Source organism: Kitasatospora phosalacinea (genome assembly GCF_000716545.1).
GTDB classification, from domain to species: Bacteria; Actinomycetota; Actinomycetes; order Streptomycetales; family Streptomycetaceae; genus Kitasatospora; species Kitasatospora phosalacinea.
This window is the reverse complement of the sequence record NZ_JNWZ01000040.1, coordinates 25,714-45,155: the sequence shown is the minus strand read 5'-3', so window position 1 is coordinate 45,155 and position 19,442 is coordinate 25,714. Positions and strand designations below refer to the sequence as shown.

General features: G+C 75.1%; 15 protein-coding genes and 1 pseudogene. 14 read left to right on the top strand and 2 right to left on the bottom strand.

What is annotated here, in order from left to right; all coding sequences use genetic code 11:
* Positions 1-138: 138 nt before the first annotated feature.
* Complete coding sequence (locus OO48_RS20815) at positions 139-1,020, top strand: Fic family protein (RefSeq protein ID WP_033218482.1); 882 nt, start codon at positions 139-141, stop codon at positions 1,018-1,020.
* Between the two features lie 414 nt (positions 1,021-1,434).
* On the opposite strand, the gene OO48_RS20810 is transcribed toward OO48_RS20815, so the two are convergent.
* Positions 1,435-2,238 (bottom strand): HAD family hydrolase, encoded by an 804-nt coding sequence (locus OO48_RS20810; RefSeq protein ID WP_033218537.1) that lies wholly within the window; start codon positions 2,236-2,238, stop codon positions 1,435-1,437.
* 681 nt (positions 2,239-2,919) lie between these two features.
* Here OO48_RS20810 and ssd point away from each other — a divergent pair.
* The 7 genes and pseudogenes from ssd to OO48_RS41210 form a co-directional block, all read left to right on the top strand.
* Complete coding sequence (ssd, locus tag OO48_RS20805) at positions 2,920-4,020, top strand: septum site-determining protein Ssd (protein ID WP_033218481.1); 1,101 nt, start codon at positions 2,920-2,922, stop codon at positions 4,018-4,020.
* Between the two features lie 351 nt (positions 4,021-4,371).
* On the top strand, positions 4,372-5,658 hold the full coding sequence (locus OO48_RS20800) for a TadA family conjugal transfer-associated ATPase (RefSeq protein WP_051732379.1): 1,287 nt from the start codon (positions 4,372-4,374) through the stop codon (positions 5,656-5,658).
* Positions 5,659-5,752: 94 nt separating this feature from the next.
* The gene (locus OO48_RS35755) at positions 5,753-6,811 is read left to right on the top strand and encodes a type II secretion system F family protein (RefSeq protein WP_063830712.1); all 1,059 of its coding nucleotides are present in this window, start codon (positions 5,753-5,755) and stop codon (positions 6,809-6,811) included.
* Positions 6,812-7,206: 395 nt separating this feature from the next.
* Positions 7,207-7,839 carry a type II secretion system F family protein gene (locus OO48_RS20790; RefSeq protein ID WP_245194731.1) on the top strand — a complete coding sequence of 211 codons (633 nt, stop codon included), beginning with the start codon at positions 7,207-7,209 and terminating at the stop codon, positions 7,837-7,839.
* Between the two features lie 100 nt (positions 7,840-7,939).
* Positions 7,940-8,227, top strand: a complete 288-nt coding sequence (locus OO48_RS41055) for a DUF4244 domain-containing protein (protein WP_081952261.1) — start codon at positions 7,940-7,942, stop codon at positions 8,225-8,227.
* 22 nt (positions 8,228-8,249) lie between these two features.
* The gene (locus tag OO48_RS20780) at positions 8,250-8,588 is read left to right on the top strand and encodes a TadE family type IV pilus minor pilin (RefSeq protein WP_245194730.1); all 339 of its coding nucleotides are present in this window, start codon (positions 8,250-8,252) and stop codon (positions 8,586-8,588) included.
* A pseudogene (locus OO48_RS41210) lies at positions 8,585-8,962 on the top strand (Rv3654c family TadE-like protein); the annotation flags it as partial. The gene OO48_RS20780 and the pseudogene OO48_RS41210, both read left to right, overlap by 4 nt.
* 150 nt (positions 8,963-9,112) lie before the next feature.
* Here OO48_RS41210 and OO48_RS20775 read toward each other — a convergent pair.
* Complete coding sequence (locus OO48_RS20775; RefSeq protein ID WP_081952260.1) at positions 9,113-11,482, bottom strand: DEAD/DEAH box helicase; 2,370 nt, start codon at positions 11,480-11,482, stop codon at positions 9,113-9,115.
* A gap of 222 nt (positions 11,483-11,704) precedes the next feature.
* Between OO48_RS20775 and bldG the strand changes: the two genes are divergently transcribed.
* From bldG to topA, 6 genes are all read left to right on the top strand, one after another.
* Positions 11,705-12,046 carry an anti-sigma factor antagonist BldG gene (bldG, locus tag OO48_RS20770; protein ID WP_014136695.1) on the top strand — a complete coding sequence of 114 codons (342 nt, stop codon included), beginning with the start codon at positions 11,705-11,707 and terminating at the stop codon, positions 12,044-12,046.
* A gap of 157 nt (positions 12,047-12,203) precedes the next feature.
* Positions 12,204-12,623 (top strand): ATP-binding protein, encoded by a 420-nt coding sequence (locus OO48_RS20765; RefSeq protein WP_033218476.1) that lies wholly within the window; start codon positions 12,204-12,206, stop codon positions 12,621-12,623.
* 228 nt (positions 12,624-12,851) lie between these two features.
* Positions 12,852-13,577 carry a hypothetical protein gene (locus OO48_RS20760; protein WP_051732373.1) on the top strand — a complete coding sequence of 242 codons (726 nt, stop codon included), beginning with the start codon at positions 12,852-12,854 and terminating at the stop codon, positions 13,575-13,577.
* Positions 13,578-13,915: 338 nt separating this feature from the next.
* Complete coding sequence (locus OO48_RS20755) at positions 13,916-15,421, top strand: DUF7059 domain-containing protein (protein ID WP_051732372.1); 1,506 nt, start codon at positions 13,916-13,918, stop codon at positions 15,419-15,421.
* Positions 15,422-15,664: 243 nt separating this feature from the next.
* Positions 15,665-16,171 (top strand): DUF3592 domain-containing protein, encoded by a 507-nt coding sequence (locus OO48_RS20750; RefSeq protein WP_033218472.1) that lies wholly within the window; start codon positions 15,665-15,667, stop codon positions 16,169-16,171.
* Positions 16,172-16,528: 357 nt separating this feature from the next.
* Positions 16,529-19,408, top strand: coding sequence for a type I DNA topoisomerase (gene topA / locus OO48_RS20745; protein WP_033218470.1), 2,880 nt, complete (start codon positions 16,529-16,531; stop codon positions 19,406-19,408).
* Positions 19,409-19,442: the final 34 nt, after the last annotated feature.

Sequence of the window (19,442 nt, the reverse complement as noted above, 5' to 3'; positions counted from 1 at the left end):
AAACCGTTATCGTCACCGATTAGTGGTCATGCTAGCGGTGGTTTGGGGTGCCGCACATGAGGGAAGAGCGGATTGCCACGAAAGGGTGACCCGGGGGTTGCCTCCCGGCCGCCCCGGCGACTCATTACCCTCGGGTAGGTGACCACAGGAACTGACCCGCTCGCCCCGCTGGCCCTGCTCGCCGGGGTCCCCGAGGCCGTCGCCGAGGTGCGCAAGAACGTCGACCGCCTCTACGGGCACCGCGTGATGCGGCGCCGGGCGGGTGAGGTGACCTCCGAATCCGCCCTGCGCGGCGCCCGCGCCTCCGCCGCCCTGGACGGCGCCGACTGGCCGCTGGAGGAGGTCCGCCGCCGCACCGACTTCGGCGCCGACCCCGAGGCCCGCACGGTCGGTGCCGCGCTGCGCCTCTCGGCCGAGGCCGGCCAACTGCTCGGCGTCTGGCGCACCTCCCCGCTCCAGGTGCTGGCCCGGCTGCACCTGCTCGCCGCCGGCGACGGCGACCCCGCGGCCGGCCGCCCGCGCCGGGACGGGGAGCGGGCCGAACCGCTGTTCCCGCTGGAGCTCGCCGCCACCGAGGGGAAGGCCCCGGACGGCCCGGTCGGCGAGCTCCCGCCGCCGCCCCCGCCCGCCGAGGCAGCCGCCCGCCTCGACCAGCTCGCCGGGCTGCTCGCCGCCCGCGCCGAGCGCCCCACCGGCGGCGCGCCCGCCCTGGTGGTGGCCGCCGTGGTGCACGGCGAACTGCTCGCGCTGCGCCCGTTCGGCACCCACAACGGCCTGGTCGCCCGGGCCGCCCAGCGGATCGTGCTGACCGCCGAGGGCCTCGACCCGAAGGCGATCTGCCCCGCCGAGGTCGGCCTCGCCGAACTCGGCACCGCCGCCTACCGCCGGGCCCTGCTCGGCTACCTGGAGAGCACCCCCGAGGGCGTCTCCCGCTGGCTGGTGCACTGCGCCGCCGCCCTCGGGCTGGGCGTGCGCGAGAGCACCGCGGTGTGCGAGGCGATGCAGCGCGGCATGGTCTGAGACCGCCGGGTGCCCGGACGGCGCCGGAACGCGGTTGCGGCGACGCCCGAGACTTCCGGGCGTCGCCGCTGGCACGGAGACCGGGTTACCAGAGCATGCACCGTTCAGTGCCCATCAGGCGGGGTCCTGTGCCCGTTCGCCTGGTGCGGCGGCCCGTCAGCGGGTCGGCTGCATGTGGGTGCCCGATTGTCCGTACATCGGTCCGTGGGGCCTTAACTGCGTTGTCGGTTCGACCTCTTGGGGTCCTTACCGGGTCTCGCGGGCCGTAACCCATTTCTACCTCAGATCGCCCGAAAGAGGAACCCGAAAACGGCTCTTTTGGCGGTTTGCGCGGAGGTTTGTCCGATTTGGCGAACCGGCCGACCGGCCCGCCGCGGTCCGTGGCGGACCCGCCGGGAGGCGGGGCGCCGCCGTTCAGACCGCCGCCGGGCGCCGCCGCCGCGCGCCGTACCAGAGCACGCCGGCCGTCAGCACCGCCGCGCCGACCGCCACCGCGGCCACCACCGAGCGGCTCGGAGCGTGGAACTCCGGCAGCCTGCGGGTCAGTTCGACCGGCCGGCTGAACACCAGCACCGGCCACTCGCGGGCCGCCGCCTCCTTGCGCAGCGCCCGGTCCGGGTTGACCGCGGCCGGATGGCCGACCGCCTCCAACATCGGCAGGTCGGTCGACGAGTCGCTGTACGCGTAGCAGTTGGCGAGGTCGTAGCCCTCCCGCTCGGCCAGCTCGCGGATCGCCGCGGCCTTGTTCTCGGCGTACGCGTAGTACTCGATCTCGCCGGTGTAGCGGCCCTCCTCGACGTGCAGCCGGGTGGCGATCACGTGGTCCGCGCCCAGCAGTTGGCCGATCGGCTCGACCACTTCGGAGCCGGAGCTGCTGACGATCACCACGTCGCGTCCGGCCGCGTGGTGCTGCTCGATCAGCGAGGCCGCCTCGTCGTAGATGATCGGGTCGATCATGCCGTGCAGGGTCTCCGCGACGATCTCCCGGACCTGCTGGACGTTCCAGCCGCGGGTCAGTGCGGACAGGTAGGCCCGCATCTTCTCCATCTGGTCGTGGTCCGCGCCGCCGACCAGGAAGACGAACTGGGCGTATGCACTCTTCACCACCGAGCGGCGGTTGATCAGGCCGCCCTGGTAGAACGGCCGGCTGAACGCGAGCGCGCTGGACTTGGCGATGATCGTCTTGTCGAGGTCGAAGAAGGCGGCGGTGCGGGGCACGCCGTAGCCGGTGCGGTCCGGGCGGCGGTCGGTTCCGGCGCCCGCGTCGGGCCCGGTGCCGGCACCGCGGTCGGCGAAGTCGGCGTTCTCGTCGGCGTTCTCGGTGGTGTCCACGGGAACCGAGGATAGAGGGGCGACCAAAAGGGAGGGCCATTCGGTGGACCCGCAGGCGTGCGGGTTTGTGTTTCTGGCCGGTCGGGTACACCATGGAAGTCACGGATCGTTCGCGCGACCGTGCTAACCCGGTCCGGCTCCTCCCCCCCGAGCCGGGCCGTGGATAGACGACCCCCGCTCTCCCCCCCGGCGGGGGTCGTCGCATGTCCGGGCCCATTTCCCTTGGCAGTTGAGCCTCCAGGGAGTGGTGGTGCCGGTGGTTGCGGGGGGTGCTCCAGCGGTTCGACGGCCGTTGTCAAGGGTGCTTCGCGTCCCAAGTTTTTGTCACTCTCCGTAGTTGTGTGAGTGTCATATCGGTATACCCGATGCGTCAATTCCGAGCCGCTTTAGCCCCCGTCCGAGTGACCCCGGTTATCCACAGGGGCGGGTTATCCACAGGCAATCGGAAGTCGGCTGACGCATTCCGCGCCGTCCTTCACCGTGGTGTTCGCGCCGCCCCGCGGAGCCCGTCCGGGCCCCCGCGGCCGACGCGCCGTCAGACCGTCCCCGCGCCACGGGAGGACCGCCTTGTCCGCCTCCGTCACCGACCCGCACGCCACCGCCCCCGAGCCCCCGCCCGGGCCGCTGATCCTCACCGCCGACGACGCGCTCGCCGAACAGCTCACCCGCCTGTGCGCCGCCGCTGGGGCCGAACCGCTCCTGCTCGGCGGAGCCCCGCCGCCCGCCCGGCTGTGGGAGGCCGCCCCGCTGGTGCTGGTCGGCGACGACCTCGCCGAGCAGTGCGCCGGCCTGGCCCGCCGACCAGGAGTCCTGCTGCTCGGCCTCGACCTCGACGACGGCGAGATCTGGGTCCGCGCCGTCCGGCTCGGTGCCGAGCACGTGCTCTTCCTGCCCGACGCGCAGCCCTGGCTGCTCGACCGGATCGCCGACGCCACCGAGGGCGTCGGGCCACCGGCGCTCACCGTCGCCGTGCTCGGCGGGCGCGGCGGCGCCGGCGCCTCCACGCTGGCCTGCGCCCTGGCGGTCCGCGCCGCCCGGGCCGGGCACCGCACCATGCTGATCGACGGGGACCCGCTCGGCGGCGGGCTCGACGTCCTGCTCGGCGCCGAACAGGACGGCGGGCTCCGCTGGCCGGACCTGGCGGCCTCCCGCGGCCGGATCAGCGGCGCCGAGCTGGCCCGGGCGCTGCCCGAGCCGCACCGGCTCAGTGCCCTGTCCTGGGACAGGTCCGACACCCTGGCCGTCCCCGCCGAGGCGATGCGCAGCGTCCTGGCGGCCGCCCGCAGACGCGGCGGACTGGTCGTCCTCGACCTGCCCAGACAGCTCGACGCGGCTGCCGCCCAGGCCCTCGAACAGGCCGACACCGGGCTGCTCGTCGTGCCCGCCGAGCTACGGGCCCTGGCGGCCGCCGACCGGGTCGCCGCCGCCGTCCGGATGCGGCTCACCGACCTGCGGGTCGTCGTCCGCACCCCCGGCCCGTCCGGGCTCACCGCCGCCGACGTCGCCCGCGGCCTGCGCCTGCGGCTCGCCGGCGAACTCGCCCCCGAGCCCGGCCTCGCCCTGGACGCCGAACGCGGCGTTCCGCCCGGCCTGCGGGAGCACGGGCCGCTCGCCCGGTTCTGCGGGCGATTCCTGACCGAAGCGATGCCGCCCGTCGTGGCGGCCTGAGGAGCGACCATGACCAACCGCCTGCACGCCGTCGACACCCGCACCGGGGCCCGCCCCGCCGATGCTTGCCCCGCCGAGGCCGCCGACGGTCGCCAAGGCGACCCGCGGCCCGCCCGGCGGCCGATCGTCCGCACCCACCGCCGGATCGCCGTACCGCGCTCCAGGAGTCTCTCCAGCGCCCCTCCGGGGCCCGCGGAGGACGCCGCTCCGGTCGGGGACGGTCCGCCCGCTCCGGACCGCCGGCAGGCCCCTCCGGTGCGCTACCTGGTGCGTCGGCAGCCCCCCTCCGCCCCGGCGGACGACCGGCCGTCGCCCGGCCCCGCCGGGGCGGTCCCGGACGGCGCCGCCGACCTGGTGGACGCCGTCCGGATCAGGCTCGCCGAAGCCGGTGCACAGCCCACCGCCGGGTCGGTCGCCGCCGCCCTGCGCGCCGCCGGGCCCCCGCTCGGCGGGGCCGACGTGCTGACGGCCGTGCGCAGCCTGCGCGCCGAGATCGTCGGCGCCGGCCCGCTCGACCCGCTGCTGGCCGAGGACGGCGTCACCGACGTCCTGGTCAACGGACCCGACCGGGTCTGGGTCGACCGCGGCCACGGGTTGGAACGCGCCCCCCAGGTGCGCTTCCCGAACGCCGACGCCGTCCGCCGGCTCGCCCACCGGCTGGCCACCGCCGCCGGCCGCCGCCTCGACGACGCCCGCCCCTGGGTGGACGCCAGGCTGCCCGACGGCACCCGGCTGCACGCCGTCCTGCCACCGATCGCCGCCGACTGCACCCACATCTCGCTGCGCACCAGCCGCAACCGGCCCTTCACCCTCCCCGAACTGGTCGCCGCCGGGGCGCTGCCCCCGTCCGGGGCCGACCTGCTCGCCGCCGTCCTGCGGGCCAGGCTCTCGCTGCTGATCTCCGGCGGCACCGGCACCGGCAAGACCACCCTGCTGGCCGCCCTGCTCGGCCTCGTCCCCGGCGACGAACGCATCGTGCTCGCCGAGGACTCCGCCGAACTGCGCCCGGACCACCCGCACGTGGTCCGACTGCAGTCCCGCCCGCCCAACCAGGAGTCGCTGGGCGAACTGACCCTGCGCGACCTGGTCCGGCAGGCGCTGCGGATGCGGCCCGACCGGCTGGTGGTCGGAGAGGTCCGCGGCGCCGAGGTGGTCGACCTGCTGTCGGCCCTGAACACCGGCCACGAGGGCGGCTGCGGGACTGTCCACGCCAATACCGCGGCCGACGTGCCCGCCCGGCTGGAGGCCCTCGGCTCGCTCGCCGGCCTCGACCGGCACTCCCTGCACAGCCAGCTCCGGGCCGGCCTCGACGCGGTCGTCCACCTCGGCCGCGACCGCGCCGACGGCCGCCGCCGGGTCACCGGCATCCACCTGCTGACCGGCGGACCGGACGGCCTGACCGCGACCACCGCCGCCGTCCACTTCGACCGCGACGGCCGGGCCCGCCCCGGCCCCGGCTGGGCCAGGCTGCGGGAGCTGTGCGCCGAACGCGGCGTCGACCTGCCCCCGCGACCGGACGCCGCGGGGGTGGACACCGGGCGACCGGACGCCGCAGGGGTGGACGAGACGGGCGCGGTCGAGGAGACCGGGCCGGCCGAGGGGACGACCGCCGCGCGGACCGCCGGGGAGGCGACATGACGGTGAGCTGGCTGGAGCTGGCCTGGGTGCTCGGACTGTGCGTGGTCGGGGCGGTGGCGTGGCACCTGCTGCGCTCCGCGGTCAGGAGGCTGTGATGACGGTGCTGGTGGTGGCGGTCGGGTCGTTCCCGGTCGTCCGGTCGTACGGCGCGGCCTGCTCGGCGACCTTGCTCGGGGTGGCCGCCGGGCTGGGCGGCGGACTGTTCGGGACGGCCTGGCTGCTGGAGGCGCGCCGCCGGGCGCGCGGCGGCGGCCGGGCGCGACGGGTGCTGCACGGCCGGTGGGGCCGGAGCGGGGCGGACGGCCGGTTCGGCCGGGTGCGGGCGCTGTGGCGGTGCCGGCGGCCGCGCTGGCTGGTGCCCGAACTGCTCCTGCTCCCGCTCGGTGCGGCGGCGGGGCACGGCACCTCCTCGATGCTTCCGCTGGTCGGGGCGGCCTGCGGGGTGGTCCCGCTCCGGCGCTGGCGAGCGGGGCGGAGCGAGGCCCGGGCGGCACGGCGGCGGGCCGCGGCGGTGATCGACCTGTGCACCGGCCTGGTCACCGAACTGCGCAGCGGTGCCACCCCCGAGCAGGCCATGCACGCCGTCCTCACCCGTGCCGCCCCCGACTGGAGCCGCCGCCTCGGTGCCGAACCCGCCGCCCGGCTGGCGGCGGGCCGCTACGGGGCGGACCTGCCGGCGGCGCTCCGCCTGGTGGCCGAACTGCCGGGCGGGGAGGGCGCGGCGGCCATGGCGGCCTGCTGGCGGGTCAGCACCGAGAGCGGCACCGGCCTGGCGACCGGACTGGAACAGGTCGCGGACGCGCTACGGGCCGAGCGGGCGCTCACCGAGGAGATCTCCGGCGAACTCGCGGGCCCGCGCACCACCGTGGCGGTACTCGCCGCCCTCCCCGCCGTCGGCCTGGGCCTGGGCACGGCACTCGGGGCGCACCCCGTCCACGTCCTGCTCCACACACCGGTCGGCCTGCTCGGCCTACTGGCCGGGGCGGTGCTGGAGACGGCCGGCATCGTCTGGACGGCCCGGATCGTCCGAGCCGCCGAAGACGCCCCACCCCGGCCCGCTGCCGGCGGCTGCGGCATCTCCCGGACACGCGGTGAGCTCCGGGCCGACGTCCTGCCGCAGCCGGTGGAGGGCCGGGCGGGCCGGTGGGGGTGAGCGCGCTCGGAGGCCGGGGCCGGGCGGCGCGGACTGCCGCGGGTGCGCGGCGATCCAGGGGTTCGGCCCGTCCTGCGGTGGGTCCCCGGTCGGTGCCCCGCCGTGGTCGGCGGTGGGGCGGCCGCCCCGTGTGGGGCGTGGTTCGTGCGGGGCGTGGTTCGGGCGGGGCGTGGTTCGGGTGGGTCGGTGTCGACGGTCGAGGGAGGTGGGTCGTGGTGAAGGCGGTGCTGGTCCTGGTGCCGGCGGCGCTTGTCGGGCTGGCCGGGGAGGCGTTGGCGGCGGCGTGGTGGCGGATGGTGCGTCAGCGGGCCGGACGGTGCGTCCCCGGGTTGTCGGCTGGCACGGCACGAGGCGGGCGTCATGGGCCGGACGGACGTCGTGGACCGGCGGCGACCGTGCGGCGGTGGCTCGGGCGGTCGACGGGGGACCGGCCACTGGCGGTGCTGCTGGGGCTGGCGGCCTGGGCGCTGGTCGGTGGCTGGGCGGGGCCGGCGGCCGGTCTGCTGGCCGGCGGGGCGGCCTGGCGGCTGCTGCCCCGGGTGCGGTCCCCGGACGAGCGCCGAGGGGCGGCGGAGCACGAGTGGCTGGTCCGCCAGCTCCCGCTGACCGCCGAGTTGTTGGCGGCCTGCCTCGGGTCGAACGGCTCCCCGGCCGAGGCGGCGGCCGCCGTCGCGGACAGCGTGCCGTCGCCGATGCGGGACCGCCTCTCCCAAGTCGCCACCCGGCTCGCCCTCGGTGCGGGGCCGGAGCGCTGCTGGGGGCAACTGGCGGACGAATGCCGGCCGTTGGCCCCGCTCGCCCGCTGCCTGGCCCGCACCAGTCTCAGCGGCGCCCCGCCGGCCGCCGCGCTGGCCGGACTGGCCCAGTCCCAACGGGCCGCCGCCGCCAGGGCCGCGCACGCGCGGGTCCGGCGGGCGGGCGTGCTGGCCACCGCACCGCTCGGGCTCTGCTTCCTGCCCGCGTTCGTGCTGATCGGAGTGGTGCCGGTGGTCACGGGGCTGACCACCGCCTTCTCCCAGCGGGTGTGAGGCGGTGTCGGCCGGCCACCCGCCCGGGGCGTGGCCGACTTCCTCCGGCTCTCCCCGATTCCTCCGAGTTCGTTTCCGTCTTCGACGAAGGGACCCAACCATGACGAAGTCCGTACGGGCCGCTCGACTGACCACCCTGCTGGTCGCGTTGCTGCCCGTGGTGTTGTTCGCGGTGCCGCGGGCCGGACGCAGGCTCGGCGGCTGGTTCCGGCACCGCTGCCGGACGCTGGCGGCCGGTCCGCCGGACGCCGGGATGAGCACGGCCGAGTACGCGATCGGTACCGTCGCCGCCTGCGCCTTCGCTGCCGTGCTCTACAAGGTGGTGACCAGCAGCACGGTCTCGGGGGCGTTGGCGGAGATCCTCGAACGGGCCCTCCATGCGGTCTGACCGGAGACCGGCGGACAGCGGAATGGTCACGGCGGAGACCGCGGTCGGGCTGCCCGCCCTGGTGCTGCTGGCGGCGATGCTGACCTGGGGCGTGGTGGCGGCGGGTGCCCAGATCCGCTGTGTGGACGCGGCGCGGGTCGGGGCCAGGGCCGCCGCCCGGGGCGATGCCGACGCGCTGGCCCGGGCCACCGACGCGGCTCCGCGCGGCGCGAAGGTCGCCATCGACCTGGACGCCACCACCGCCCGGGCCACCGTCGAGGCCCCCTGCCCCGGCCCGGGGCGCCTGGCCGCCCTGCTGTCGGTCCGGCTCACGGCCACGGCGGTGGGCGCCCGGGAGGACGTGTTGACCGGCGACGGATGAAACGGACGAGGACCAGCGGGAGGAGCGGAGGTGGTGCCGTGCGGATGCGGTGGGTGCAGAGGACGCGGAGCGCTGGAGTGTCGCCCGGTGCGGTGGACGACCGCGGTTCGGCGACGGTGTGGCTGGTGGCCCTGGGGTCGCTCGGGGTGGTGGTGTTCTCGGCCTGCCTGACGCTGGGTTCGGCGGTGGCCGCCCGCCACCGCGCCGAGTCGGCGGCCGACCTCGCGGCCCTGGCCGCCGCCGGCCGCTTGTTGCTCGACGAGGACGGCGGCTGCGGGCGGGCCGCGGAGCTGACGCGGGCCCAGGCGGGGGTCGAACTGGTCTCCTGCCAGGTGCTGCCGGGGCAGGACGCGGTGGAGGTGGTGGTCCGGGCCCCGATCCGGGGCGCCCCACTGGCCCTGGCCCCGGCTCTGGCCCGGGCCCGCGCGGGCCCGCTCTGGGCCTGGGGCGACGGCGGTGGTGATGGCGATGGTGATGGCGACGAGGCCGTGTCCACGAGCGGGAGCAGTGGGGAGGGCGCCGGTTCAGTCCGTCCCGCTCGGGCCCTCCCCGGGGTCGGGAGCGGGAGCGGGGGCAGGAGCGGGGGCTCCGGCGAGGAGGGTGGTGAGGAGGCGGATCGCGGCGGCCTTGTCGAGCGGTTCGTTGCCGTTGCCGCACTTCGGGGACTGGACGCAGGACGGGCAGCCGCGTTCGCACTCGCAGGCGGCGATGGCGTCCCGGGTGGCGGTCAGCCACTCGACGGCGCGCCGGAAGCCGCGTTCGGCGAAGCCCGCGCCGCCGGAGTGGCCGTCGTACACGAAGACGGTGGGCAGCCCGGTGTCGGGGTGCAGCGGGACGGAGACGCCGCCGATGTCCCAGCGGTCGCAGGTGGCGAACAGCGGGAGGAGGCCGATGGAGGCGTGCTCGGCGGCGTGGGCCGCACCCGGGAGCTGGTCGAACGGGACGAGCGCGTCGAGGAGTTGGTCCTCGGTGACGGACCACCAGACGGCCCGGGTGCGCAGCGTGCGCGGCGGGAGGTCGAGCTTGCTCTCCCCGAGGATCTCGCCGGTGGAGATCCGCTTGCGGAGGTACCCGACGACCTGGTTGGTGACCTCCACCGAGCCGAAGCTGAGCCGGGCCTCGCCCCACTCCTCGGTGGTGTCGGTGGACAGGACCGCGATGGAGGTGACGTCCCGGGCGGAGGTGGTGTACGGCGGGTTCGCGGGGGAGACCAGGGCGACCGAGGACTCCAGGTCGAACTCGCGGACCAGGTAGGTGCGCCCCCGGTGCAGGTGGACGGCGCCGGTGTGCACGGTGGTGTGCGCGGCCTCGGCGTCCACGGTGCCGAGCAGCCGCCCGGTGTCGGCCTCGACGATCTGCACGGGGCTGCCGCCGCTGCCGCGCAGGTCGACGCCGTCGGCGGCGCGTTCGCGGCGGGTCCAGTACCAGGAGCCGTCCGAGCGCCGCCGCAGCAGGCCGCGCCGTTCCAGCACCGGCAGCAGCGGCGCGGTGGACGGGCCGAACAGCTCCAGGTCGGCGTCGGTGAGCGGGAGTTCGGCCGCGGCGGCACACAGGTGCGGGGCGAGCACGTGCGGGTTGTCCGGGTCGAGGACGGTGGCCTCCACCGGGGTGTCGAACAGCGCCTCGGGGTGGTGGACGAGGTAGGTGTCCAGCGGGTCGTCCCGGGCGATCAGCACCGCCAGCGCGCCCTGGCCCTCCCGTCCGGCGCGCCCGGCCTGCTGCCACAGCGAGGCCCGGGTGCCGGGGTAGCCGGCCAGCAGGACGGCGTCCAGGCCGGAGACGTCCACGCCGAGTTCGAGGGCGGAGGTGGAGGCCAGGCCGAGCAGTCGGCCGGTGTGCAGGTCGCGCTCCAGGGCGCGGCGTTCCTCGGCCAGGTAGCCGCCGCGGTAAGCGGCGACCCGGGCGGCGAGCGGTTGGCCGAGCTGCTCCTGGGCCTGCAGCGCGACCAGTTCGGCGGCCCGCCGGGAGCGGACGAAGGCCACCGTCCGGGTGCCGCCGTGCACCAGGTCGGTGAGCAGGTACCCGGCCTCGGCGGTGGCGCTGCGACGTACGGGCGCGCCGTGCTCGCCGGTGTTCTCGGTCAGCGGCGGCTCCCAGAGCGCGAACACCAGCGGGCCGCGCGGCGAGCAGTCCTCGGTCACGGCGGTGGCGGGCAGGCCGGTGAGCCGTTCGGCGGTGACGGCGGGTTCGGCGGTGGTGGCGGAGGCCAGCAGGAAGGTCGGCTCGGAGCCGTAGCGGGCGCACAGCCGCCGCAGCCGGCGCAGCACCTGGGCGACGTGCGAGCCGAACACGCCGCGGTAGGTGTGGCACTCGTCGACCACGACGTACCGCAGCGCCTTCAGGAAGGAGGACCAGCGCGGGTGGGCCGGGAGTATGCCGCGGTGCAGCATGTCCGGGTTGGTCAGCACGTAGGACGCGTACTGGCGGACCCACTCGCGCTCCTGCGGCGGGGTGTCGCCGTCGTACAGCGCGACCCGGACGCGGTCGGGGACGAGTTCGGCGGCGCGCCGGCGCTGGTCGGCGGCCAGTGCCTTGGTCGGGGCCAGGTAGAGCGCGGTCGCGCCGCGGCCGTTGCGGGCCTCGGCGCCGCTCAGCAGTTCGCTCAGCAACGGGGCCAGGTAGCCCAGCGACTTGCCCGAGGCGGTGCCGGTGGCGATCACCGTGGTCCGCCCGGCGGCGGCCAGGTCCATCGCCTCCGCCTGGTGGGCCCACGGCAGCACCACGCCGAGCCCGGAGGCCGCGGCGACCACCTCCTGGCGGATTCCTTCCGGCCAGGGTGCATACCGGGCCGCACGGGCGGGCAGGTGCTCCGTATGGGTGAGGCGGTCCGACCTGCCGCGCTCGGTGGAAAGGCTTGCGAGCAGGGCCTCGGGCTGGTGGTGACGGGGCGGCATGAAGACCCAGTGTGTCACCGGCGTGACGGAGAATCGCTGTTAACCATCGTGCGCCCGTGGCCGCAGGTGGTTGAATGAAGCCCGTGACGGCCGCATGGCCGAGGGCCGCAACACCGAGGCTCCGACCTGCCGGTTTGCCGCGCCCTGGCCCTGCGACCCTGCGGTGGCAGCCGCCGGGTTGAAGATCGCAATGACGTAGCAAGGCAAGGTGCTGGAGGTTCCGTGGACCTGTCCCTGTCGACCCGTACTGTCGGCGATCGTACGGTCGTCGAGGTTGGCGGCGAGATCGATGTGTACACCGCCCCCAAGTTGCGCGAGCAGCTTGTCGAGCTCGTCAACGACGGCAACTACCACTTGGTCGTGGACATGGAGGGCGTCGACTTCCTCGACTCCACCGGTCTCGGCGTGCTGGTCGGTGGCCTGAAGCGAGTGCGTGCGCACGAGGGCTCGCTGCGCCTGGTGTGCAACCAGGAGCGCATCCTCAAGATCTTCCGGATCACCGGTCTGACCAAGGTGTTCCCGATCCACAACTCGGTGGACGAGGCCGTCGCCGCGACCGACTGACGACCCCCGTCGATCAGCCGTTCCAACCGAATCACTTCGATCGACCGCCGCCGGTCGGCCGGGCCTTCCGCCCTGCCCGGCCGGCGTGGTCGGTGTCCCCGCCCCCGCCGTGCGGGCCGGTGTGCCCGGCGGTGGGGAGCAACCCCGGAGGGGAGACATGGCAACCGTCGAACTTCGATTCAGCGCGCTTCCCGAGCACGTGCGCACCGCCCGGCTGGTAGCCGCCGCGGTGGCCAGACGGGCCGGGGTGGACGAGTCGGTGCTCGACGAACTTCGCCTCGCCGTCGGCGAGGCGTGCTCCCGCGCGGTCGCGCTGCACCAGCGCAACGGCGTGGACGGCGCGGTCCGGGTGGCGCTGACCGAGCAGGAGAAGCGGTTCCTCATCGAGGTCGCCGACGAGGCCGGGCCGACGCACGCCGCCGGTGCCGACGCGACGGGCGGGGACTCGGAGGACGAGGACGCGCTCGGCCTCGCGGTGATCACCGGCCTGGTCGAGGACGTCGAGGTCGGCAACGGCTCCGACGGCGGCGTGATCCGGATGAGCTGGCCGCTCTCCCCCGTCTCCATCACGGTCTGAGCCGTTCGACCCCCGGCCCTCCCCGGCCGGGGTTCCTGGCTATCCCGTGGTTCCGTCGTGCCCGCCCTGCCGTCCCGCCGTCCTGCCGCGGACCGTCTCCGTCGTCCGTCCTGCCTTTGAGCTGCGCGGATTCCGCAGACCGCGGCCTTCTCGGCGGGACGGGACGGGCAGGCGTGTAGGTTCGCTGGCGATGCCCGGAGCCGGGCGTCAGTGACCGAAAGGGCCCCGGTGAAGAAGCGACTGGTGACCGTCTCCGCGCTCGGCGCGCTGCTCGCGCTCGCCGCGGTCGGCTGCTCCGCCGACGATTCGGCGGAGAAACTCGACGGTTGGGCGAAGAGCGTCTGCGACGCCGCGAAGGATCCGATCGCGCAGTCCAGGACCGCCCTCGCGGACACTGCGGACGTCAAGGAGGGCGAGTCCCCCGCCGACCTGCAGAAGCGGCTCTCCGCCGACTTCGCCTCGCTCGCCACCACCAACCAGCAACTGGCCGACGCGGTGCAGAAGGCCGGCGCGCCGAAGATCGACGACGGGGCGAAGGTCCAGCAGGACGCCGTCAACGAGCTGAAGCAGGTCGCGCAGGGCTACCTGGACGCGCAGAAGAAGCTCGACGCGTTGGCCGGCTCGGACCAGGCCAAGTTCGCGGACGGCCTGCGCAGCGTCGGCGACCAGGTGCAGCAGCTCTCCCAGGTGTCCACCTCCGCGCTGGCCGCCCTGCAGAGCGGTGACCTGGGCGACGCGATGAAGAAGCAGCCCGGCTGCAAGGCCGGCGGCACCGGCGCGGGCGCTGGTGCGGGGGCCGCCTCCGCCGCGCCGTCGTCCGGCGCGACCGGCGCTACCGGGAGCGGAGCACCCTCCGACGGCGCCTCCCCGACGGCCTCCGGCAGCCCTTCCGGGGAGGCCGCGCACTCCGGCTCGCCTTCACCTTCGCCTTCGCGTTCGTCCAGCGCGGGCTGAGCCCACCGAGCCGGGTCGCGGCCGACGCCCACCACGTCGGGCCAGGCCGGGCAGGGCCGGGCCGGAGCCGGTCGGGACGGAGCCGCCCCGGCTGTTTCCGGGCTGCCGCCACCCGACCGTCCCGCCACCCGACTGGGCTGCCGCCACCCGACCGGGCTGCCGCCACCCGACCGGGCTGCCGCCACCCGACCGGGCTGCCGCCACCCGACCGCCTCGCCACGCGACCGGGCTGCCGCCACCCGACCGCCTCGCCACCCGACCGGGCGGCGGGGCGGCCGGGGTGCCGGACGGGGGAGAATGGCGGGGTGACGAACAGCCCCGTTCTTGATTCCGGCCGGATGGCGGAGTTCCGCGAGGCGCTGCTGAGCGCCTCCTTCACCGCCGACGGACTGCTGGACCTGCTCGGCCCGACCGCGTACGCGGCGCTGGCCCGCAGCGAGGCCGTCCCGGCGCTGCGGGCGACCCGCGGCGGCTCACCGCTGGAGACCCTGGTGCGGCTGTTCCTGCTGCAGCGCCCCGTGTCCCGGGCCGCGGCCGCCGCCGCACTGCCGACCGGCGGCCTGCTGGACGGGCTGCTGGCCGACGGCTGGCTGACGGCCGACGGCGACGGGCTGCGCGCCACCGTGGACGTGCGGCCGTACGCCGACGAGGTGGCCGGGCTGCCCAGCGCCGACGCCTGGGTGGTGTCCGACCTGGGCTGCGCCGTCGGCGGCGCGGGCGGGATCGGCTCGGGCCGGACGGCCGCCGGGGTCGAGCGGCGCGACCTGGTGCTCGGGGTCGGCGGGGCGTCCACCACGCTGGCCAACCTGACGGTGCGCCGGCCGGTGCGCGAGGTGCTGGACCTGGGCTCGGGCTCCGGCGTGCAGGCCCTGCACGCGGCCCGGCACGCCCAGCGGGTCACCGCCACCGACCTCAACCCGCGCGCCCTGCACTTCACCCGGCTGACCGCCGCGATCTCCGGGTTCGACCAGGTGGAGACCGCCGAGGGCAGCCTGTACGAGCCGGTCGGCGACCGGCGCTTCGACCTGATCGTCTCCAACCCGCCGTTCGTGATCTCCCCGGCCGGCCGGTTCACCTACCGGGACGGCGGGATGGCCGGCGACGAGCTGTGCCGCAGCGTGGTCCGCGGCGCGGCCGCCCACCTGGCGCCCGGCGGCTACTGCCAGTTGCTGGCGAACTGGCAGCACGTCAGGGGCGAGGACTGGCGCGAGCGGCTGACCGGCTGGGTGGCCGGCACCGGCCTGGACGCCTGGGTGGTGCAGCGCGAGGTGCAGGACGTCGCCCAGTACGCCGAGCTGTGGCTGCGCGACGGCGGCGACCACCGCGGCGAGGAGTACGCCGCCCGGTACGAGGAGTGGCTGGACGGCTTCGAGGCGGCCCGCGTCGAGGGCATCGGCTTCGGCTGGATCACCCTGCGGGCCTCCGGCGCGGCCGAGCCCGTGGTGCGGATCGAGGAGTGGCCGCACCCCGTCGAGCAGCCGCTCGGCCCGCACATCGAGGAGTGGTTCGCCCGGCAGGACTTCCTGCGCGCCCACGACGACGCCGGGCTGCTGGCCGCCCGCTACCTGCTGGCCGACGAGGTGGTCCAGGAGCAGATCGGCGATCCCGGCTCGGAGGACCCGGAGCACGTGGTCCTCCGGCACAACCGGGGCATGCGCCGGGCGACCAAGGTCGACACGGTCGGCGCGGGCTTCGTCGGCGTCTGCGACGGGACCCTCGCCGCCGGGGAGATCGTCGACGCGATCGCCCAACTGCTCGGCGAGGACGCGGAGCGGCTGCGCGAGCGGGTGCCGGAGTCGCTGCGACTGCTCACCGAGCAGGGCTTCGTCGAGCCGGTGCGCTGACTCCCCCCCCCGCGCGATCGGGCCCGGCGCGGCGGTGACGTTGGTCACCAACCGGGTGCGGTGGCCCGGGCGCTCCGGGCCCGCTGGACCCGGGGGCCGGGTCGGGCCGCCGACTCCGGGCGGGGCGCGTTCACCCGCCCGTTCCCCGTGCGTGGCCGGGCGTACTCCAGGCGTCCGCCGCCGGTTGTCCACCGGGTGCCATGGTGCTGTCCACAGGCTGTGGAAACGCGGGGGAGGACCGGGGTGGAGGCGCCGACGACGCTGGTGGGCGGGGCGGTCCTGACGGTCTTCGGGAGCGCGCTGCTGCTGTGGTGCGCCGTGGAACTGCGCCTTCGCCACCACCTGCGGCGGCGCGGCGTGCCCGCCACCGCGCAGGTGGTGGCCGATCCGGACCGGGCCGGCGCGCTGGACGGCAGCCCGCTGCTGTCCTACCCGGTGGAGCTGCCCGAGGCCCAGGCGGCCGCCACCGCCGGCGCCGGGATCGTCCACGAACTGCACCCGGCCGCCGACCCGGGCGAGCCGTACCACCTGGTGCTGGCCCGGCCGCGGGGCAGCACGCCGCTGCGCCGACCGGTCCGGCTGGCCCCCGGCGCGACCGTCCAGGTCGCCTACGACCCGCGCCGGCCGGACCGGGTGGTGCTGGCCGCGCACGAGGACCTGCCCTCGCTGCCGACCGACCTGTTCTGGGTGGTGCTCGCCACGTCCGCGCTGGCCGGCGGGCTGACGCTGCTGGCCGTGGCGCTGCGCTGAGGCACCCCGGCCGGGGCGGCGGAACGCGCCGCCGGTCACGGAACGCGTTCCTCCGGATCCCGGCGCAAAGGGTGCCGATCGGCCGCGGCGGCGGGTTCCGGCCTTTCGGCGAACGGCCCCGCGACACCCGGTGACGGGCGTGGTTGCCGGGGAAAGACATGCCCCGGGCCCGGTCATCGGGTTACCGTTCGAGTGGCGTCGGTCGGCCTTGCCGGTGAAAAAGCAGGATCCGTCCGTTTGACAAGGGTGGCCAGGGTACGGTCACACTCCGCTGGTGGGGCAGTCGCGCTGCGGCAGCCCGGGAGCTGCTGCGGCAGCCCAGGAGCTTTGGTGAACGACCGGGAGAGAAGAGCGAAGGTGTCCCCGAGCAGCGAGACCGCGCACGGCAAGCGACTCGTCATCGTCGAGTCGCCGGCCAAGGCCAAGACGATCAAGGGCTACCTCGGGCCCGGCTACATCGTCGAGGCCAGTGTCGGTCACATCCGCGACCTGCCCGGCACGGCCGCCGAGGTCCCGGACGAGTACACCGGCGAGGTGCGCCGCCTCGGCGTCGACGTGGACCACGACTTCGCCCCGATCTACGTGGTGAACCCGGACAAGAAGTCCCAGGTCAGCAAGTTGAAGTCGCTGCTGAAGGAGTCCGACGAGCTCTTCCTCGCCACCGATGAGGACCGCGAGGGCGAGGCCATCGCGTGGCACCTGCAGGAAGTGCTCAAGCCCAAGGTGCCGGTGCACCGGATGGTCTTCCACGAGATCACCAAGGACGCCATCCAGGAGGCCGTGCGCAACCCGCGGCACCTGAACAAGCGCCTGGTCGACGCCCAGGAGACCCGCCGCATCCTGGACCGCCTCTACGGCTACGAGGTCTCCCCCGTGCTGTGGAAGAAGGTCATGCCGAAGCTCTCGGCGGGCCGCGTCCAGTCGGTGGCCACCCGCCTGGTGGTCGAGCGCGAGCGCGAGCGGATCGCCTTCACCTCGGCCTCGTACTGGGACCTGGTCGGCACCTTCGGCACCGGGCGCACCGCCGCCGACGCCGCGAACCCGGAGACCTTCGGGGCCCGGCTGGTCTCGGTCGACGGCAAGCGGGTCGCCACCGGCCGCGACTTCGGCTCCGACGGCCGGCTGAAGAGCGCCGCGACCACCCTGCACCTCGACGAGCAGGCCGCCCGCACGCTGGCCGCCGCCCTGCAGCAGACCGCGTTCAGCGTCCGCAGCGTCGAGTCGAAGCCGTACCGCCGCTCCCCGTACGCGCCGTTCCGCACCACCACGCTGCAGCAGGAGGCCAGCCGCAAGCTGGGCTTCGGCGCGAAGCGGACCATGCAGGTGGCGCAGAAGCTGTACGAGAACGGCTTCATCACCTACATGCGCACCGACTCGACCACGCTGTCGGAGACCGCGATCACCGCGGCCCGCACCCAGGTCACCCAGCTGTACGGGGCCGACTACCTGCCGTCCGCGCCGCGCACCTACGCCTCCAAGGTGAAGAACGCGCAGGAGGCGCACGAGGCGATCCGCCCGTCCGGGGACCGCTTCCGCACGCCCGCCGAGACGGGTCTGGGCGGCGACGACTTCCGGCTGTACGAGCTGATCTGGATGCGCACCGTCGCCTCCCAGATGAAGGACGCGGTCGGCCAGTCGGTGACCGTGAAGGTCGGCGGCCGGTCCGCCGACGGGCGGGACGCCGAGTTCTCCGCCTCCGGCAAGATCATCACCTTCCACGGCTTCCTGAAGGCCTACGTCGAGGGCGCCGACGACCCGAACGCCGAGCTGGACGACCGCGAGCGCCGCCTGCCGCAGGTCGCCGAGGGCGACCCGCTGGCCGCCGACAAGCTCACCCCCGAGGGCCACGCCACCAAGCCGCCGGCCCGCTACACCGAGGCCTCGCTGGTCAAGGAGCTGGAGGACCGGGAGATCGGCCGCCCCTCCACCTACGCCTCGATCATCGACACGATCATCAACCGCAAGTACGTGTTCAAGAAGGGCACGGCCCTGGTGCCGTCCTTCCTGTCCTTCGCGGTGGTCAACCTGCTGGAGAAGCACTTCGGCCGGCTGGTCGACTACGACTTCACCGCCAAGATGGAGGACGACCTCGACCGGATCGCGGCCGGCCAGGCCGAGTCCGTGCCGTGGCTCAAGCGCTTCTACTTCGGCGCGGGCGGGGCGGACGCGGCGGTCGGCGTCGCCGCCGACGCGGGCAACGGCGACGGCGACCACCTCGGCGGCCTCAAGGAGCTCGTCACCGACCTCGGCGCGATCGACGCCCGGGAGATCAGCTCCTTCCCGATCGGCGACGGCATCGTGCTCCGGGTCGGCCGGTTCGGCCCGTACGTGGAGCGCCCCGCCGCCGTCGAGGGCGAGACCGGCCAGCGCGCCGACGTCCCCGAGGACCTGCCGCCGGACGAGCTGACCGTCGAGCTGGCCGAGGAGCTGTTCGCCAAGCCCAGCGGCGAGCGCGAGCTCGGCACCGATCCGGTCAGCGGCAACCCGCTGGTCGCCAAGGCCGGCCGGTACGGCCCGTACGTCACCGAGGTGCTGCCCGAGGGCACCCCGAAGACCGGCAAGAACGCCGTCAAGCCGCGCACCGCCTCGCTGTTCAAGACGATGGACCTGGACACCGTCACGCTCGAGGACGCGCTGAAGCTGCTCTCGCTGCCGCGGGTCGTCGGCACCGACGCCGAGGGCAACGAGATCACCGCGCAGAACGGCCGCTACGGCCCGTACCTCAAGCGCGGCACCGACTCGCGCTCGCTCACCAGCGAGGACCAGCTGCTGTCCATCACCCTGGACGAGGCGCTGGCCATCTACGCCCAGCCCAAGGCGCGCGGGCGGGCCGCCGCCGCGCCGCCGCTCAAGGAGCTCGGCAACGACCCGGTCAGCGAGAAGCCGGTGGTGGTCAAGGACGGCCGGTTCGGCCCGTACGTGACCGACGGGGAGACCAACGCGACGCTCCGCAAGGACGACGAGGTCGAGACCATCACCCCCGAGCGGGCGTACGAGCTGCTCGCCGAGAAGCGGGCCCGCGGGCCGGTGAAGAAGACCGCCAAGAAGGCCCCGGCGAAGAAGGCCGCGGCCACCAAGACGGCGGCCAAGAAGACCACCACGGCCAAGAAGACCGTTGCGAAGAAGACCACCGCGGTGAAGAAGACGGCGACCGGGGCGGCGGCGAAGAAGACCGCCGCCAAGGCCGCCGCGGCCCAGGAGGGCGGCTCCGCCGGCGGCGGTTCCGAGGAGAGCTGACGGTCACTCCGTAACGGGCCTGTTCGAATTCGGG

Coding starts and splice junctions, on each gene's coding strand:
- OO48_RS41055 (WP_081952261.1), top strand. CDS start 7,940: ATGACGAAGTCCGTACGGGCCGCTCGACTGACCACCCTGCTGGTCGCG.
- OO48_RS35755 (WP_063830712.1), top strand. CDS start 5,753: ATGACGGTGCTGGTGGTGGCGGTCGGGTCGTTCCCGGTCGTCCGGTCG.
- OO48_RS20775 (WP_081952260.1), bottom strand. CDS start 11,482: ATGCCGCCCCGTCACCACCAGCCCGAGGCCCTGCTCGCAAGCCTTTCC.
- OO48_RS20780 (WP_245194730.1), top strand. CDS start 8,250: ATGGTCACGGCGGAGACCGCGGTCGGGCTGCCCGCCCTGGTGCTGCTG.
- OO48_RS20755 (WP_051732372.1), top strand. CDS start 13,916: ATGGCGGAGTTCCGCGAGGCGCTGCTGAGCGCCTCCTTCACCGCCGAC.
- OO48_RS20765 (WP_033218476.1), top strand. CDS start 12,204: ATGGCAACCGTCGAACTTCGATTCAGCGCGCTTCCCGAGCACGTGCGC.